Source organism: Verrucomicrobiia bacterium (assembly GCA_036268055.1).
GTDB lineage: Bacteria > Verrucomicrobiota > Verrucomicrobiia > Limisphaerales > Pedosphaeraceae > DATAUW01.
This window is the reverse complement of record DATAUW010000017.1, coordinates 446989-464299: the sequence shown is the minus strand read 5'-3', so window position 1 is coordinate 464299 and position 17311 is coordinate 446989. Positions and strand designations below refer to the sequence as shown.

The window sequence follows — 17311 nt, the reverse complement described above, 5'->3', positions numbered from 1 at the left end:
ATTCCAGTGGTTTGATTTATCGCCGGGATAAAAAATCTGACGCCAACACCCGAAACAGTTTTATTAATTTTTCACGATTTTGAGGCAGAATAATTAGTAAATATAATGAGCAGAATTAAGCAGCCCTAATTCGTGAAATATTTCACAAACTTTCTTGCCGAGAGGGCGGCGGACGTTTTATTTTGTTTCCCGGACAAGGAAATATTTCTTTGTCCGGCGTCCGGGCGCGGTGGCTGGTCGTGCCGCCGAAAATAATTTTGGAAAAAAACGATTGACGGTTGCCCGGCAATGACAAGAATTCACCTTTCGCGACTCGGGTAGTGTGCCGGGCTGATCAGCCTGAAGAAAATTTTGGCGTTGGCTTAACAAAACGAAAAGATGTCTGACATCTTCCCTAAGTGGACAAACCGGTTGCCGTTGATGATCATCGTCGGCGTTGTGCTCGTGAGCACGGCGGTCACGGCGGGCGTCTGGTATTACTTCACCAATAAATATACCAACGCGGGCTTCATGCCCGTGCAGCCGGTCGCCTTCTCCCACGAGATTCATGCCGGGGAACTCGGCGTGGATTGCCGCTATTGCCACAACGCGGTCGAAAAATCCTGGTATTCCAATGTCCCGGCCAGTTCGGTTTGTATGAACTGCCACAATCAAGTTCTCAAGGACGATCCCAAGCTGGCGGTGGTGCGCGACAGTTACGCCAGCGGCAAGCCCATCAAATGGATTCAAATCCATAAGCTGCCCGATTACGTCTATTTCAACCACTCCGTTCACGTAAACCGTGGCGTCAGTTGCGTGGAATGCCACGGTCAGATCAATCACATGGACGAAGTGCATCAAGCCAAGGCACTTAGCATGTCCTTCTGCCTTGATTGCCATCGCAATCCGGCGGCGCATTTGCGTCCCTTGGATAAAATCACCGATCTCGATTGGAAATGGAGCGATAATCCCGTGGAAGCTGCTGATTTGCAGAAGGCTAACGGGAAAAAGTTCGTTCACGATTGGAATGTTGAATCCATGCAGAATTGCTCCGCTTGTCACCGATGAAAACCATCCCTCCACCTTGTCCAGAGCCCGAAGGCCAAAAGTATTGGCGCAGTTTGGATCAAGTCGCTGACACGCCCGAGTTCCGTCAATGGGCAGAGCGCGAATTTCCCGCCGGCGCCAGTGAGATGAAGGATCCGGTCACGCGCCGTAATTTCGTCAAGCTCATGTCTGCTTCGTTCCTGCTGGCCGGTTTCGGCGTGGCGGGAAGCGGTTGCCGCCGTCCGGTGGAAAATATTTATCCTTTCTCCAAGATGCCGGAAGGTTACGTTCACGGCGTCGCAAAATGGTATGCCACGGCGATGCCTACCCGCGGAACCGCGGTAGCCTTGCTCGCCAAGTCGAACGATGGCCGCCCAACCAAATTGGAAGGCAATCCTCAGCATCCCGACAGCAACGGCAGCACGGATCGTTATACCCAAGCTTCAATCCTGAATCTTTACGATCCTGATCGCTCGGTTCGCTTTGCAAAGAATGGCAATAACGCCTCGCGCGAAGATGCTTTCGACGCGTTGAATCAAATTTCCAAGACGGCGCTTGCCAGCGGCGGACAAGGCCTGAGTTTCCTCGCGGAACAAAGCAGTTCACCTTCGCGCGCGCGCCTGCAAAAAGCGATCTCCGACAAGCTGCCCAAGGCCAAGTGGTACGAATACGAGCCGGTTGATTTTTCGATTCATCAACAAGCCGCCACGCTCGCCTTCGGCAAATCTGCCACGCCTTACTACAAGTTCGACGAAGCGAAAGTCATCGTCTCGCTCGATTGCGATTTCATTGGCAACGAAGAAAATCTGCCGAACAATATTCGCGGCTTTGCCAAGGGCCGCCGCATGGTAGATTCCAAGAGCCCGATGAACCGGTTGTATGCGGTCGAAGCGCTCATGACGCTCACCGGCGCAAATGCCGATCATCGCCTTCGCATCGCCAGCAGTGCGGTCGCCTCCATCGCGGCGCGTTTGGCCACGGAAATTTTCAACCAGGCGGGTTCGGGCGATTTGGGCGAGTCCGTCCAAACACTAGCGCAATCCAAAACCATCGCCGCGCAGGAAAAATGGATCGTCGAATGCGCGAAAGATTTATTCAAGAACCGCGGCAAATGCCTGGTCGTCGCGGGTCAGCGCCAGCCGCTTATCGTCCATTTGCTCGCGAACGCGATGAACGCCGCGTTGAGCAATGTCGGCACGACTCTCGTTCTGCTCGAAGCGCCGGAAATCAAAGCTGGCGTGGTTGCTGACCTCGCCAAAGAACTCGAAGCCGGTTCGGTAGATACATTGGTCGTGCTCGGCGGAAATCCGGTTTACAATACGCCCGCCGATTTGAAATGGGCGGATGCTCAGGCCAAGGCCAAGACGGTGGTTCGTCTCGGCTATTACGAAGACGAATCATTTCCCAAGAACGGCTGGGGTTTGCCGCTCGCGCATTTTCTCGAATCGTGGGGCGATGCCCGCACTTATGATGGCACGCTCGTGGCCATTCAGCCGTTGATCGAACCTTTGTTCGGCGGCGTGACGGAAATCGAAGTGCTCGCGCGCATCGCCGGTCTTGAAACGAATACGGCGCACGAAATCGTCCGCGAAACTTTCCACGGCATCGCGACCGGCAGCGGTGAAGAAGAGTGGAAGAAATTTTTATACAACGGTTTTCTCGCAGACAGCGCTGCCGCCCGGGTGCAGGTCGGATTCAATCTTGCCGCAGTGACCACCGCGATTGCCGGGGCTGCCTTGACCGCCGCGCCGCTGCCGACGAAGGACAGTCTTGAAGTGATTTTCCATCGCGACGCCAAGATGGACGACGGCCGTTTCAACAATAACGGCTGGATGCAGGAACTTCCCGATCCCCTCACAAAGCTGACTTGGGAAAACGTGTTCCTGATGAGCGTCCACACGGCGAAGGAACTCGGTCTTTACCGCGCCGACCAGGAAAACAATCGTATCAAGGCTGCATGGGCGAAGCTGACTCTGGATGGCCGCGAAGTCGAAGGCCCGGTTTGGGTGCAACCCGGCCAGGCAGACAACACCGTTGGCCTTGCGCTCGGTTATGGCCGCACGCAGACGGGTCGCGTCGGAAAAAATTCCGGTTTCGACGCGTATAAACTTCGCACGCTCAAGAATACTCATATCGCTCTTGGCGGAAAGCTGACCGACCTCCGCAAACCCCACGCTCTTTCCGTCACACAGGATCACGGCGCGATGGAAGGCCGCCCGATCATTCGCGAAGCGACGCTCAAGCAATATCAACAGCATCCGCAATTCGCGCGCGGTTATGACATGGAACAGCCGCCCGCTTTCGCGCCACTGTATCCGAATCCTTTCGACGAGGCGAAAAAGCTCGGCCACCATCAATGGGGCATGTCCATTGACTTGAGCGCCTGCGTTGGCTGCTCGTCGTGCATGGTTGCCTGCCAAAGCGAAAACAATGTTCCCATCGTCGGCAAATATCAGGTGGCGAACAATCGCGAGATGCATTGGATCCGCATAGACCGTTATTATACCGGCGATCCGGACAAGGAAGACAGCATCCAGGTCGTCAACCAGCCCATGCTTTGCCAGCACTGCGAAGCGGCTCCCTGCGAAAACGTCTGCCCCGTCAATGCGACCGTGCATGACCAGGAAGGCTTGAACGTGATGGTTTACAATCGGTGCGTTGGCACACGTTATTGTTCAAATAACTGCCCGTATAAAGTGCGCCGGTTCAACTTTTTCGATTACAATCGCCGTCCGCTCGAACAGTTGGAAGGGCCTTTGTATTCGACGCCTTTGACTCACACGACCGATGGCGAGCTGGACCTGTTCCGCTGGTGGAAAGACCCGGACCGCGGTAACAAACCTTCGGATGAGTGGGAATTGCTCAAGCTGCTCAAGAACCCGGACGTGACAGTGCGCATGCGCGGTGTCATGGAGAAATGCAGCTATTGTATCCAGCGCATCCAGGGCGCGGAGATTTTGCAGAAGGTCAAGGCCCGCGACTCAGGGGATGTTCTCGTGCCCGACGGCATGATCAAGACCGCCTGCCAGCAGGCTTGCCCCGCGGAAGCCATCGTGTTCGGCAATATCGCCGATCCCGAAAGCCGCGTCGCCAAGCTCAAGGCGCAGGAACGCGATTATAAAGTTTTGGATTTCCTGAACACCAAGCCGCGCACCACTTACCTGGCGCGCATCCGCAATCCGAATCCCGAAATGCCTGACGCGTTCGACACGCCTCACAGCGCTGAGGAATTCGACGCGGCGAACCATCAAAATCCTTTCGAGAGCAAGGGCGAATCAGAACACGCCGAGTCCGCGCACGAAGCTGAGAAAGGAGCGCGCTAATGTCCGACGCGACCACTCACCAGCCTCATGGCCTGCCCAAAGCCGGCGATCCTGAAATCGTTGTCGGCAGCTTGATCGTCCAACCGCCGCCCGTGGAATTGCGCCGCGAGCCGCTCGTTGCCAATTATCGTTCGCCGGGCTGGATTTCCGATGCCATCGCCGGCGTCGCTGAAAACAAAACCCCGCTTTGGTGGTGGATTTCTTTCGTGCCCAGCGTCATTTTGATGACGGTTTGTTTCTCGATGATTCTCTGGTTGCTCTCCACCGGTGTTGGCGTGTGGGGTCCTGGCCATCCAGCCATGTGGGGCTGGGCGATCGTCAATTTCGTGTGGTGGATCGGTATCGGCCACGCTGGCACACTGATTTCCGCGATTCTCTTTTTGCTCCGTCAAAAGTGGCGCACCTCCATTAATCGCGCCGCAGAAGCCATGACGATTTTCGCCGTCATGTGCGCAGGTATTTATCCGCTGATTCACATCGGGCGTATTTGGTTCGGCTGGTGGTTGTTCCCGATTCCAAATTCGTTCGGCATCTGGCCGCAATTCCGTTCGCCGCTGATGTGGGACGTTTTCGCCGTTTCGACTTACTTTACGGTCTCGGTACTGTTCTGGTACATGGGCTTGATTCCTGATCTCGCGGTCATGCGTGATCGCGCCCGCAACAAGATCCGCAAATTCTCTTACGGTCTGTTTGCGCTCGGCTGGACCGGCTCGAACCGCCATTGGAGCAATTACGAAAAAGCGTATTTGATTCTCGCTGGCCTCTCGACCCCGCTGGTGCTCTCGGTGCATTCCATCGTGTCCCTGGACTTCTCAGTGTCACAACTCCCCGGCTGGCATACCACGATTTTTCCGCCCTACTTTGTCGCGGGTGCGGTGTTCTCCGGCTTCGGCATGGTGCTCTCGCTCCTTGTGCCGTTGCGCAAATTGCTGCGGCTCGAAGAAATCATCACCGTTCGCCACGTCGAATTGATGTGCAAAGTGACACTCGCGACCAGTTGCATCGTCGCCTACGCCTACGGCATGGAATTTTTCATCGCCTGGTATAGCGGCAATCCTTACGAACGCTTCACGTTCCTGCAACGCGTGTTCGGTCCTTATAACTGGGCGTGGATCACGATGGTTTCCTGCAACTGTATTTTCCCGCAACTTTTCTGGTTCAAGAAAGTGCGCACGAGCATGCTCACGGTGTTCATCCTGTCCATCTTCGTGAACATCGGCATGTGGTTCGAGCGCTTCGTCATCATCATCATGCCGCTGACCCGCGAGTTCATTCCCGCGAACTGGGGTTATTTCCGCCCGACCGCCGTGGACATCCTGCAATATCTCGGCACGTTCGGCTTGTTCTTTACGTTGTTCCTTTTGTTCATCCGCTTCGTCCCGCTGGTGGCCATCGCTGAAGTCAAGGGCGTGACCCCGCAGGCCGACCCGCATCACCCGCTGGGCGGTGCGAAAGGAGGGCATCACTAAAATGGCTGCCACCCCCAAACCTTACGGCATCATCGCCGAGTTTTTGACTCCGGCGGATGTCATGCACGCCGCGGAAAAAGTCCGCGACGCCGGTTTCCGCAAATGGGATGTCTTCACGCCGTTTCCAGTCCACGGACTGGATCAAGCGATGGGTTTGAAGAATTCGCCGGTCGGCTGGTTTTCGTTCATCGGCGGTGTGACCGGTTACACGACCGGCATGCTGATGATCTGGTGGATGAATGCCTATAATTATCCGATCCTCATCGGCGGCAAGCCCATGTTCAGCCCGTTCTCGGCTTTCCCGCCATCGTATGAATTGACGATTCTTTTCGGCGCGTTCGGCGCGCTCGGCGGCATGCTCATCATGAATCGCCTCCCGCGCCTGCATCATCCGCTGTTGAAGAACCGCCGCTTCGGCTTGGCGACGCACGACCGCTTTTTCCTTGTGATTGAAACCAGCGACCCAAAATATTCCGAAATCGAAACCCGCAAACTGGTCGAGTCTCTCGGCAGTTCGCATATCGAGATGGTGGAGGAATAAGCGATGCGTTATTTTCTGCTCATTTTCGTGATATGCTGCGGGTTGGTGGTGGTCGTGGCCGGCAAGCGTGGCAGCCTTTCGCGCCGCGAGCCCATCGAAATTTTCCCTGACATGAACCGCCAGCCCAAGCTGCGTCCGCAAACGCCGGACATGTTTTTTGCCGATGGCAAAGCCTCGCGTGTTCCCGTCGCCGGGACGATTGCCCGCGAAGATACTCATTATGAAGACCAGCCGGTCAATACCGGCCACGTCCCTGGCACGACGAATTTCATCGCAACCATTCCTGTTCAGGTAACTGAAGCATTGCTGGCCCGCGGCCAGCAGCGGTTTCTGATTAATTGCTCGCCCTGCCACGGAGCGCAAGGCGATGGCAACGGCATCACCAAGCGCATCGGCGCGATGGCCACGGTCGCCAACTTGCACGACAAACGCATCGTTGAATTGGCCGACGGCGAAATTTTCAACACCATCACTTACGGCAAGAGCCTCATGGGCCCTTACGGCGCGAACGTGACGGTGGATGACCGCTGGGCGATCGTCGCGTATGTGCGTGCGCTGCAGCTTAGCCAGTTGGGAACCATTGATGACGTGCCCGAACAAATGCGTTCGACGTTGAAGAAATAGCCTATGAGTTCGCACACCAAGTCACCAACTATCCTGCCGCCGCTGGACTTGTCCAAGTGGCGCAATGTGCCCATGTGGCTGATGGTAATCGGCGGCATCGGCGCTATCGCCGGGGTGGCCACCAACCAAAAGCAATTTGCTTTCTCCTGGCTGCTGGCCTACATGTTTTTTCTGAGCCTTTGCCTCGGCTCGCTCGGCTTTACCATGCTGCATCACTTGTTTGATGCCTCGTGGTCGGTGCCCGTGCGCCGCGTGCTGGAGCAAATGTCTTGCTCGTTCAAGCACATGGTTTATCTGTGGATCCCGATCGGAGTTTTCGCTCCCAAGTTGTATAAATGGATGGAAGGCGGCTGGACGCAAGCGACGCCAGATTTGGCAACGCAAGCCAAGCATCCTCTCTTCACAACGCCCGGTTTCTTTATCTCCTCCATCATTTGCCTTCTGGTTTGGTGGTGGCTCTCCAGCCAACTGCGCGCCTGGTCGCTTAAGCAGGACGAAACCGGCTCGGTCGAATGCACGCGCATGATGCGCCGTTACTCGGCTTTCGGCATTTTCCTCTTCGCCTTCTCCCTGACCACCGCCGCCATCATGTGGGTCAAGGCGCTGGAACACGAATGGTTCTCCACGATGTATGGCGTCTATTATTTCGCGGGCAGCATGTGGCTCACGATGATCACGCTTTACGTCATCGTCCTGCTCCTGCAACGCCAGGGGCCGCTCAAGCCTTACGTCCACGACAAAACCTATTACTTCATGGGCTCGCTTTTCTTCGCGTTCACTGTGTTCTACGGTTACGTGACCTTCGCTCAATATTTCATCATCTGGAACGCCAACATGCCGGAAGAAACTTTCTGGTATGTCCTGCGCGAAAAAGGCACTTGGTGGGACATCGGCCAGATCATTATCTTCGGCCATTTCTTCGTGCCGTTCCTGTTGCTCCTGCGCATTGACTGGAAACTCAAACTTCCGGTGATGGGTTTCCTGTTCGTCTGGGCGTGGCTGATGCATTTCAACGATATGGCCTTCAACATCGGCCCGGTGCTGCACCCGAACAATTATCATCTCGACTGGCGCGATGTCGCCTGCTTCATGTTGATCGGCGGCATCCTGTCGCATTTCTTTATCAAACGACTTTATTCCAGCCCCATGATTCCGCAGAAAGACCCGCGGTTCGCCGAATCGCAGGACATCTATGTGCGTCAGCCAGATCAATATGTTGAGGCAGCCACCACCACTGTCGTTGAGGTCAAGACCGGAGGTCACCATTGAATTCGCAGCCTGATTCTGATTGCCCGGAATGCAAGTCATGTGGTCGGTGTGCCTACGTGGCCGCCATCATCGGTGCTTTTCTCATCGTCGCCGGACTCGTTTGGGTCATGCGCTATTATACTCGTCCGATACCGCTCGGTGCAGACCGCGCCGCTGTCCGCATCAAGGCCTTGAGGGAGTTGCGCGCCAATAACGAGGAAGTGCTGAACTCCTACGGCTGGCAGGACCAAAATAAAGGCGTCGTTCGCATGCCGATCAAGGATGCCATGGCATTGTCTCTCAAACTTTGGCAGGACCCGGTGTCAGCCCGTTCCAATCTGGTTGCCCGCGTCGAAAAAGCGACGGCTGTGCCGCCGCCCCAGTCGTTCGAGTAATCCGTGGCTGTATAAAGATGAGCGCGATTTCCTCCCCATCGCAAACGATTTCCACTGGCGGCGCCCAAGCCGTTTCGCCAGCCGGATCGTTGGAGATTGACGCATCCTGCCGCGGTCCGGTGCTGTTCCTTTTCCTGTCCGCGCTCGGCTGGCTCCTGATTGGTTCGCTGCTCGGCCTGATCGCCTCGCTCAAATTTCATGCGCCCAATCTGCTCGCGGAATGTTCCGCATTGACTTATGGCCGCGTTCATCCGGCTCACCTGAACGCCCTCATTTATGGCTTTGCCGCGCAAGCCGGATTGGGCGTCCTGCTCTGGATCACGGCGCATCTCAGCCGCGTGCGTTTGGCGATGACTCCCGCCATCCTCACCGGAACCATACTTTGGAATTGCGCCGTCACGCTGGGCATCCTGGGAATTTTCTACGGCGAAAGCACCGGTTATGAATGGCTCGAAATGCCCCGCTACGCTTCCGCGACTTTGTTTTTCGGTTATCTGCTGATTGCCCTTGGCGCGATGGTTACTCTCCATCTGCGAACTGACCGCCAATTTTATATCTCGCAATGGTTCATTCTCGGCGCGCTGTTTTGGTTCCCCTGGATCTATTCCACGGCAAGCCTCACCTTGGTAGCTCATCCCGCGCGCGGCGTGCTGCAAACCGCCATTGATTCCTGGTACATCAACAACCTCTCAACCATCTGGTTTGGTTTCATCGGCATTGCCACCATCTTTTATTTCGTTCCCAAGATCAGCCAGCGTCCGCTTCACAGCCATTATCTGGGCGTCTTTACTTTCTTTGCGCTCGCGCTGTTCGGTTCGTGGGGCAACATCCCCGCCGCGACTCCGTTGCCCTCGTGGATGCCCGCGTTGAGCACGATGGGCGCGCTGATGACCATCGCCCCGATTCTTGGCGTCGGAATGAACGTCTTCGGCACCATCTGTGGTGATAAGTCCGCGCTCCGCGAAAACCGCCGGTTCAAGTTCTTTATTTTCGCCACTTCAATTTATATCGTGACTGGGCTTGCCAACGCCGTGACCTCGCTCGCATCGGTCAGCCGCATCACGAATTTCACCTGGTTCACACCGGGAATCACGATGCTGTTCCTGTATGGATTTTTCGCGATGACCATGTTCGGTGCGATGTTTTATATCGTGCCGCGATTGGTGCAGGCGGAGTTTTCAAAACCGGGGATGATCTGCGGCCAATTCGCCATCGCCGGTTTGGGCGTCATCATTTATTCGGTGCTGCTCGCAATCGGCGGCGTAGTTCAAGGTTTTGCGTTGAACGATTCGACGAAAGCATTTCCTGACGTCACACAATCCACGTTGCTCTTCCTTCGCGGCAGCACGCTTGGCGAACTGCTGATGATCCTTGCCAATCTCATGATACTCCTGAGCGTCGTCAGTCTGCTTGTGAGCGTCGGACGCAAAGTTGCGACCACCGCATTTGCCACCAGCGTTAAAAACGTGGAGGTGATCTGGTGAACTCGGGACCGCTTTTGTTTTTGGGAACCTTTTTCGCGATGTCCGCCTCGTGGCTCGGCTTCGTGCTCGCGCCGCAGTTGCAGCTTGGCAATCAGGCCCGCGAAGAATCCAAGGTCGGCGATTTATATCCCTCGATGCGCCCCGGCATTGCGCGCCAGGGCGAACAAATTTATCGCGCCAACGGCTGCTTCTATTGCCACAGCCAGCAAGTTCGCCCAAAAGGTTACGGCACTGATTTTGAGCGTGGATGGGGTGGCCGTCACGGTGTCGTCCAGAGTGTTGACGAAGATTATCTCTACGACGAACCCGCGATGCTCGGCACGCAACGCATCGGCCCTGACCTCGCAAACGTCGGTTTGCGCATCGGAACCAATGAGGCTCCCATCCTGCAACATATTTACGATCCGCGCTCGACCATGCCCGGCTCGCTGATGCCGCCTTATCAATATTTGTTCAAGAAACACAAGCTCGGCTTCAACGAACATCCGTCTGACGATGCCTTGCCCGCGGATAAGAACACTCCGGCCGGTTACGAAATCATTCCGACTGAAAACGCGCACGCACTGGTCGCTTACTTGATGAGCCTGCGCTCTGACGCGGTGTTGTTTGAAACACCGCCTTTCCCGCCGCCGGCCAAGCCAAAAAGTGCCTCGACCAATGCGCCCGCTGCTGCGGCCACAACGAATTCCGCCGCCAAATGAGTCTCGAACCTAACAAACCATTTGCGGAAACGATGGACGACGCCCCACCGCGCTCGAACTATACGGCTGCGCCGGTATTATTGATCGCACTCTTCGCGCTAATGACCTTCATCGGCATGGCTTACCTTGAAGATCACGGTGGTGAATTCAACAGCCAGGTCTATACCCCCTACGTCTCCTATCAAGAGGTGAAAGACCATCAGATTCATGATCCGCTGGAGGATTTCCGCATTGCTGGCGGTAGAATTTATTCGTCCACTTGCGCTGCGTGTCATCAGGCCAGCGGTTCAGGTTCTGCGGCTGTTAATGCACCGCCGCTGGCTGGTTCCGAATGGGTCAATGCGGAAGGTCCCAATCGTGTATTGCGTATCGTGATGAATGGTCTCAAAGGGCCCGTCACGGTTAAAGGCCAGCAGTTCGGCGCAGGCGTGATGGCCGCGTGGAAAGAAACTTACTCCGACGAGCAACTCGCCCAAATTCTCAGCTACATTCGTGGCAATAAAGATTGGGGTAATAACGCACCGCCCATCACCACGGAACAAGTCCACGCCATGCGCGAGAAGCTCAAGACCCGCTCGGTCCAGGACGCTTTCACCTCGGACGAATTGTTGAAGATTCCTGAAAAGGATTAATCCTCGATTTGTTCAACCGCCCAGCGCGCGTGCTCGGCAATCAACGGCTCCGCATCTTCAGACGCCCGCTTCAACGCCGGCAAAGCGGATTTATCCCCGCTGTTTCCCAAAGCGACACAAACATTTCTTAACAGTCCGCGCCGTTTCGTCCGCAACATCGGCGTGCCACGAAAACGCTCCTTGAACGCCGCGTCATCGAGCGACAACAATTCCAGCAAATCCGGTGTGGCCAAATCCGCGCGCGCGTGTTCACGCATCAGCCGCCCCTCCTGCGCAAAACGATTCCACGGACACGCCGCCAGGCAATCATCGCACCCATAAATCCGTTGCCCAATCGCGGGCCGAAGCTCCACGGGAATCGCGCCTTTCAATTCGATCGTGAGATACGAAATACACCGCCGCGCGTCGAGTTGAAACGGTGCGGTGATCGCTTCCGTGGGACACGCGCTGATGCAACGCTCGCACGAGCCGCAACGATTTTTCTCCGCCGCGTCCGGCGCCAACTCAAGCGTCGTCAAGATTTCCGCCAAAAAAATCCAGTTGCCTAGACGCCGGCTAATGACGTTCGTGTGCTTGCCGACAAATCCCACACCCGCGCGTTGCGCAATATCGCGCTCCAATAACGGCCCCGTGTCCACATACCAAAGCGACCGCGCACCTTTGCCGCCGAGTTGCGTCACAAAGTCCACCAGCGTCTTCAACCGCTCGCCCATGATGTCATGGTAATCCCCAAACCGCGCGTACCGCGCCACGACTCCTTCACACGAGGTGGCAACTTTCTTCGCCTCCGCCGCATCATACGAAACCGCCAGCGAAATAATCGTCTTCGCTCCGGCGAGAACTTGTTGAGGATCCATGCGTTTGTGCGCGTTGCGCTCGAGATATGCCATTTCGCCATGCTGCTTTTTCGCGAGCCAATCGGCAAAGTGTGGAGCCGTCGCGGGCGGTGACGCCGCGGCGAAACGGCAATCATCGAAGCCAAGCTCGAGAGCGCGCTGTTGAATGGCGGTCTTCACGGCACCCGCGAGCGCGCGGATTGAAATTGATGCAGCACCTGGGCCGCCACTTCCTTGAGCGGCCGTGACTCCGTGTTCAACAGCACATCGGCCTGCTTATAAACCGGCTCGCGCACCAGCAGCAGCGAACGGATTTTTGCGAGCGGATCGGCCTCGCGCAACAGCGGACGATGCGTCTGCGTGCGGACGCGTTCCCAGATTTTTTCCGGCGATGCCCATAAACAAATCACCAGCGCGTGCTGCTTGAGATTGGCGATATTCGCAGGATTCGCGCCCAGGCCGCCGCCGGCGGAAATCACCAGGTGCCGCCGCGAATTTAATTCCTCCACAATCTTTCGCTCCTGTTCGCGAAACGCCGGTTCGCCGTCGTTCGCAAAAATCGCCGCGATGGTTTTGCCCGCGCGCGACTCGATCAATTCATCCGTGTCGAGAAATTCGAAACGTAATTGGTCCGCGACCAGCCGACCAACGGTGGACTTGCCCGTGCCCATGAAGCCGATCAGCGCAAGGTTATGGATTTGCCGCGAGCTGTTCATGCTTTCACTTACCGCAGAAAATTTCCGTTGGCACGCAGTTATTTTGACTGGGTCGCAAAGCAATCGAGAAAATTGCGCAACACCGGCGAGGTATTCGAGCGCTTCCACACAACCAAGGTCTGCACCGGCGGCAAACCGTCCGGCAATTCGCGGAACGCCAATCCCGGACGCTTGACTTCGGCGATGGTTTTCGTTGTCGGCGCGACGCCGAAGCCCGCGGAGATCAACCACATCTTGGAATGCACATCGTTCGCGTACTGCCCGACCAGCGGCGTCGCGCCCGCCTTGGCGCAGTTCTCAAGAAATTTGTCGTAATAGCCGTGCTGCAACGTCGGATGAATCATGACCATCGGTTCGCTGTTAAAATCCATCCATTTTATCTTCCGCAATTTCGTCAGGCGATGCCCCGCCGGCGCCGCCAGCACCATCGGCGATTCCTCCATGAAAATCCAATCCAGTTCGGGAAATTCCACCGGTGGCCGCAACAATCCCACGTCGAGCTGGTCTTCGCGCAGGCGATGTAATTGCTCGATGGACGTCAACTCAAACAGCGAGAATTGCACGGCGGGATATTTTTGGCGATACGAACTGAGCGTGCGCGCCAGCCGCGGCGTGGCCGTAGGCGCGAGGATGCCGATGCGCAACGGCCCCAGCAAACCCTGGTGGGCCTTGCGGACATTTTGCTGCGCGCGTTCCGCCGCCATGAGCACCGCGCGCGCCTCCGTGAGAAAAACATTTCCTGCCGGAGTTAATTTGACTGTGCGCGTAGAACGATCGAACAGCCTCATCCCCAATTCATCCTCCAACGCCTTGATTTGCGAACTCAGCGGCGGCTGGGCGAGGTGCAAACGCTCGGCGGCGCGGCGAAAACTCAATTCCTCCGCCACCGCCACGAAATAACGCAAATGCCGTAATTCCATGATTGATACATACAAAGTATCAATCTTATTGTAAACATATATTGGCCAAGCGGGGTCAATAAGACGATTAATAGTGTGTCGCGGATGTAAGTTGTCGAAACCTGACAACGGTCTGCGGCCACCCCCGTTTCATTATTGGATAATGCGGTGGTGTCGTTAAATTGAGAGAAAGCTATGTGGATTGTCCGATTAGCCTTGCGGCGGCCTTATACGTTTGTGGTGGCAGCATTGGTCCTGGTGTTGCTGACCCCGTTCGTGTTGTTGCGCACGCCCACCGATATTTTCCCCGCGATTGATATCCCGGTCGTCAGCATCATCTGGCAATACGTCGGCCTCGACGCCGGCGAAATTGAAAAGCGCATCATCTACAATCACGAGCGCACGCTGACCACGACGGTCAATGACATCGAACACGTCGAATCCACTTCCTACAACGGCGTGGGCATCATCAAGGTCTTTTTGCAGCCGGGTTCGTCCGTGGATGCCGGCGTCGCGCAAATCACCGCCGTCGCGCAAACCATTCTCAAGCAGATGCCGCCGGGCGCCACGCCGCCACTGATCATTCGCTATAACGCCTCGACTGTGCCAATCCTGCAATACAGCATCACCAGCAAGACACTTTCCGAGCAGGAACTTTACGACATGACGCAGAACCAGGTGCGCGTCGGTTTGTCCACGGTTCGCGGCGCGGCGATTCCCTGGCCGTATGGCGGTCGTGCGCGGCAGGTTTCGGTGGACTTGGATTTGTCCGCGCTCAAGTCGAAGGGGCTTTCGCCGCAGGATGTCGTTAATGCCATCAGCGCGCAGAATTTGATTCTGCCCAGTGGCACCGCGAAAATCGGGCCGACGGAATATGACATCGAATTGAATTCCACCACGCGCCAACTGGACGAACTGAATGACCTGCCGATCAAGACGGTGAATGGCGCAACGATCTATATCCATGACGTCGCCCACGTGCGCGACGGTTTTGCCCCGCAACAAAATATCGTTCACATGGATGGTGTGCGCGGCGCGTTGCTGACGATTCTCAAGAATGGGTCTGCTTCAACCCTCGACGTGGTGAAGGGTATCAAGGCGACCATGCCAACTATGTTGAAGACGCTTCCACTCGGTCTGGACGTGCAGGAATTTGCCGATCAATCGCTCTTCGTGCGCGCGGCCATCAGCGGCGTGATGAAGGAAGGCATTGTCGCCGCTGCCTTGACGGCGGTCATGATTCTATTGTTCATCGGCTCGTGGCGCAGCACGTTCATCATAGCGCTCTCGATTCCGCTTTCGGTCATCAGTTCACTGATCATCCTCGGCGCGCTCGGTGAAACGATCAATCTGATGACCCTCGGCGGTTTGGCGCTTGCGGTGGGTATTCTCGTGGACGACGCCACGGTGGAAATCGAAAATGTGCATCGCCAGATGTCGCTCGGCAAGCCGCTGCAACAGGCCATCCTTGACGGCGCGCAGGAAATTGCGCTGCCGGCTTTCGTCTCCACACTTTGTATTTGCATCGTGTTCGTGCCGATGTTTTTCCTCACGGGCGTGGGCCGCTATCTGTTCGTGCCGCTGGCCGAGGCGGTGGTTTTCGCGATGCTTGCGAGTTACGTTCTCTCCCGCACGCTGATTCCGACGCTGGTGATGTATTTCTACCGGAATTTTTCCTATTACGAACATCATACCCAGCACGGCGATCATGTCGAAGACGCACCCGGGTGGAAGCGTCCGTTCATGGTCATTCAGGACCGCTTCGAGCGCGGGTATGCACGTTTTCAGCAAGGTTATCGCAGCCTGCTCGAGGCGATCTTTGAGCGGCGCGTGGGTTTCATGATTTTGTTTTTGGCATTGTGCATTGCGTCCGGTTTGCTGGTTCCGTTTCTCGGTCAGGACTTTTTCCCGAACGTGGATGCTGGGCAAATTCGTTTGCACTTGCGAGCACGCACGGGAACCCGCGTCGAAGAAACGGCCAGCCTCGTGGCGGACATCGAAGATGCCATCCGCAAAGTCATTCCCAAGGATGAACTGGTCGGCATGCTCGACAACATCGGCATTCCCAACTCCTCCATCGCGCTTAGTTACAGCAATAACGGCCTCATCGGCGCGGGCGATTCCGACATCCTGATTTCCTTGAAACAGGGTCATCATCATTCCACCGATGGCTATGTGGAAAAATTGCGGCATGACCTGAACGACGAATTTCCCGGCACGATGTTTTATTTCCTTCCGGCAGACATCGTCAGCCAGACGTTGAGCTTCGGCATTCCCGCGCCGTTGAATGTGCAGATCACCGGCTGGGACCGCGCCAAGAGCCGGCAGATTGCCGCCGACCTTGCCGAAAAAATGCGCAAGATTCCCGGAGCGGTGGACATCCGCATCCAGCAACCCGGCGACTTGCCCAAGTTGCGCTTTGACATTGACCGCACCAAGGCCCAGGAGATCGGCCTTTCGGAAGGCGACGTGGCGAACGCGGTGCTGCTGGCCGTCAGCGGCAGCGGCCAGGTCACGCCCGCTTACTGGCTGAACACCGTCTATGGCATTCAATATTTGATCAATGCCCGCGCGCCGGAACGGGTGCTCAATTCTCTCACCGCGCTAAACTCTTTGCCCGTCAGCGGCAGTGGCAAAGGCGAACAAGTGCTGGCAAATGTCGCCACCATGACACGCACAAATGATTCTCCCGTATTCTCGCATTACAACGCCGTGCCGGTCGTGGATATTTTCGGCGGCGTGAGTGGGCGTGATTTGGGCGGCGTATTGCGCGACCTTCAACCGCTGCTCGACCAGACGCGCAAGAGTTTGCCGCGCGGCAGCCAATTAATTTTGCGCGGCGCGGCGGAGACGATGCACTCAAGTTTCGTCGGACTGGGCGTCGGTTTGGTCGGCGCGATCGGACTGGTCTATTTGTTGCTGGTGGTGAATTTCCAAAGCTGGCTGGATCCGTTCATCATCATTTGCGCATTGCCCGGCGCGCTGGCGGGCGTTATCTGGGGATTGTTCCTCACCTTCACGACGATGAGCGTTCCCGCATTGATGGGCGCCATCATGTGCCTCGGCGTCGCCACCGCCAACGCCGTGCTCGTGGTGACGTTCGCGCGAAATAATCTGGATCAGGGCATGAGCCCGGTGCAAGCCGCGCTCACCGCCGGCGCGGGCCGCCTGCGCCCCGTCATCATGACCGCGCTCGCGATGGTCATCGGCATGCTGCCCATGAGCCTTGGCCTTGGCGAAGGCGGCGAGCAAAATGCGCCGCTTGGCCGAGCGGTCATCGGCGGTTTGTTCGTGGCCACGATTGCCACCTTGTTTTTCGTGCCGGTTGTTTTCAGCCTGGTCCACCGCCACAAGAAACAACCCGTCACCAGCCCGAACGGCGAAGCGCTGCCACACGCCGAACCTCTTTCTGCATAA

Annotated in this window: 14 protein-coding genes; 11 read left to right on the top strand and 3 right to left on the bottom strand. The window is 56.5% G+C overall.

Annotated features, from left to right (window positions below; translation table 11 throughout):
- Positions 1-378: 378 nt before the first annotated feature.
- The 10 genes from VH413_12000 to VH413_11955 are packed head-to-tail and all read left to right on the top strand — an operon-like array spanning position 379 to position 11443.
- Entirely contained in the window at positions 379-1047 is a 669-nt protein-coding gene (locus VH413_12000; GenBank protein HEX3799412.1) for a cytochrome c3 family protein, read from the top strand.
- Positions 1044-4349, top strand: coding sequence for a TAT-variant-translocated molybdopterin oxidoreductase (locus VH413_11995; protein HEX3799411.1), 3306 nt, complete (start codon positions 1044-1046; stop codon positions 4347-4349). Before VH413_12000 ends, VH413_11995 begins: the two co-directional genes overlap by 4 nt.
- Complete coding sequence (nrfD, locus tag VH413_11990) at positions 4349-5818, top strand: NrfD/PsrC family molybdoenzyme membrane anchor subunit (GenBank protein ID HEX3799410.1); 1470 nt, start codon at positions 4349-4351, stop codon at positions 5816-5818. Before VH413_11995 ends, nrfD begins: the two co-directional genes overlap by 1 nt.
- Before the next feature lies 1 nt (position 5819).
- Positions 5820-6359 carry a DUF3341 domain-containing protein gene (locus VH413_11985; GenBank protein ID HEX3799409.1) on the top strand — a complete coding sequence of 180 codons (540 nt, stop codon included), beginning with the start codon at positions 5820-5822 and terminating at the stop codon, positions 6357-6359.
- A 3-nt stretch (positions 6360-6362) separates the two neighbouring features.
- Complete coding sequence (locus VH413_11980) at positions 6363-6983, top strand: cytochrome c (GenBank protein ID HEX3799408.1); 621 nt, start codon at positions 6363-6365, stop codon at positions 6981-6983.
- 3 nt (positions 6984-6986) lie between these two features.
- Complete coding sequence (locus VH413_11975; GenBank protein HEX3799407.1) at positions 6987-8252, top strand: hypothetical protein; 1266 nt, start codon at positions 6987-6989, stop codon at positions 8250-8252.
- Positions 8253-8308: 56 nt separating this feature from the next.
- A complete protein-coding gene (locus VH413_11970; GenBank protein ID HEX3799406.1) occupies positions 8309-8626 on the top strand; it encodes a hypothetical protein in 318 nt (105 codons plus the stop codon).
- 17 nt (positions 8627-8643) lie between these two features.
- Positions 8644-10110, top strand: coding sequence for a cbb3-type cytochrome c oxidase subunit I (locus VH413_11965; GenBank protein ID HEX3799405.1), 1467 nt, complete (start codon positions 8644-8646; stop codon positions 10108-10110).
- Between the two features lie 20 nt (positions 10111-10130).
- Positions 10131-10811: a cbb3-type cytochrome c oxidase subunit II gene (locus VH413_11960; protein ID HEX3799404.1), complete on the top strand. Its 681-nt coding sequence runs from the start codon at positions 10131-10133 to the stop codon at positions 10809-10811.
- On the top strand, positions 10808-11443 hold the full coding sequence (locus VH413_11955; protein ID HEX3799403.1) for a cytochrome c: 636 nt from the start codon (positions 10808-10810) through the stop codon (positions 11441-11443). The genes VH413_11960 and VH413_11955 overlap by 4 nt, the downstream gene beginning before the upstream one ends.
- Here the strand turns inward: VH413_11955 and queG are convergent.
- The 3 genes from queG to VH413_11940 are packed head-to-tail and all read right to left on the bottom strand — an operon-like array spanning position 11440 to position 13915.
- Positions 11440-12459, bottom strand: coding sequence for a tRNA epoxyqueuosine(34) reductase QueG (gene queG, locus VH413_11950; protein HEX3799402.1), 1020 nt, complete (start codon positions 12457-12459; stop codon positions 11440-11442). The genes VH413_11955 and queG overlap by 4 nt on opposite strands.
- Complete coding sequence (locus VH413_11945) at positions 12456-12995, bottom strand: shikimate kinase (GenBank protein ID HEX3799401.1); 540 nt, start codon at positions 12993-12995, stop codon at positions 12456-12458. The genes queG and VH413_11945 overlap by 4 nt, the downstream gene beginning before the upstream one ends.
- Positions 12996-13033: 38 nt before the next feature.
- Entirely contained in the window at positions 13034-13915 is an 882-nt protein-coding gene (locus VH413_11940) for a LysR substrate-binding domain-containing protein (GenBank protein HEX3799400.1), read from the bottom strand.
- Positions 13916-14089: 174 nt separating this feature from the next.
- On the opposite strand from VH413_11940, the gene VH413_11935 reads away from it, so the two are divergent.
- Positions 14090-17311 carry an efflux RND transporter permease subunit gene (locus VH413_11935; GenBank protein HEX3799399.1) on the top strand — a complete coding sequence of 1074 codons (3222 nt, stop codon included), beginning with the start codon at positions 14090-14092 and terminating at the stop codon, positions 17309-17311.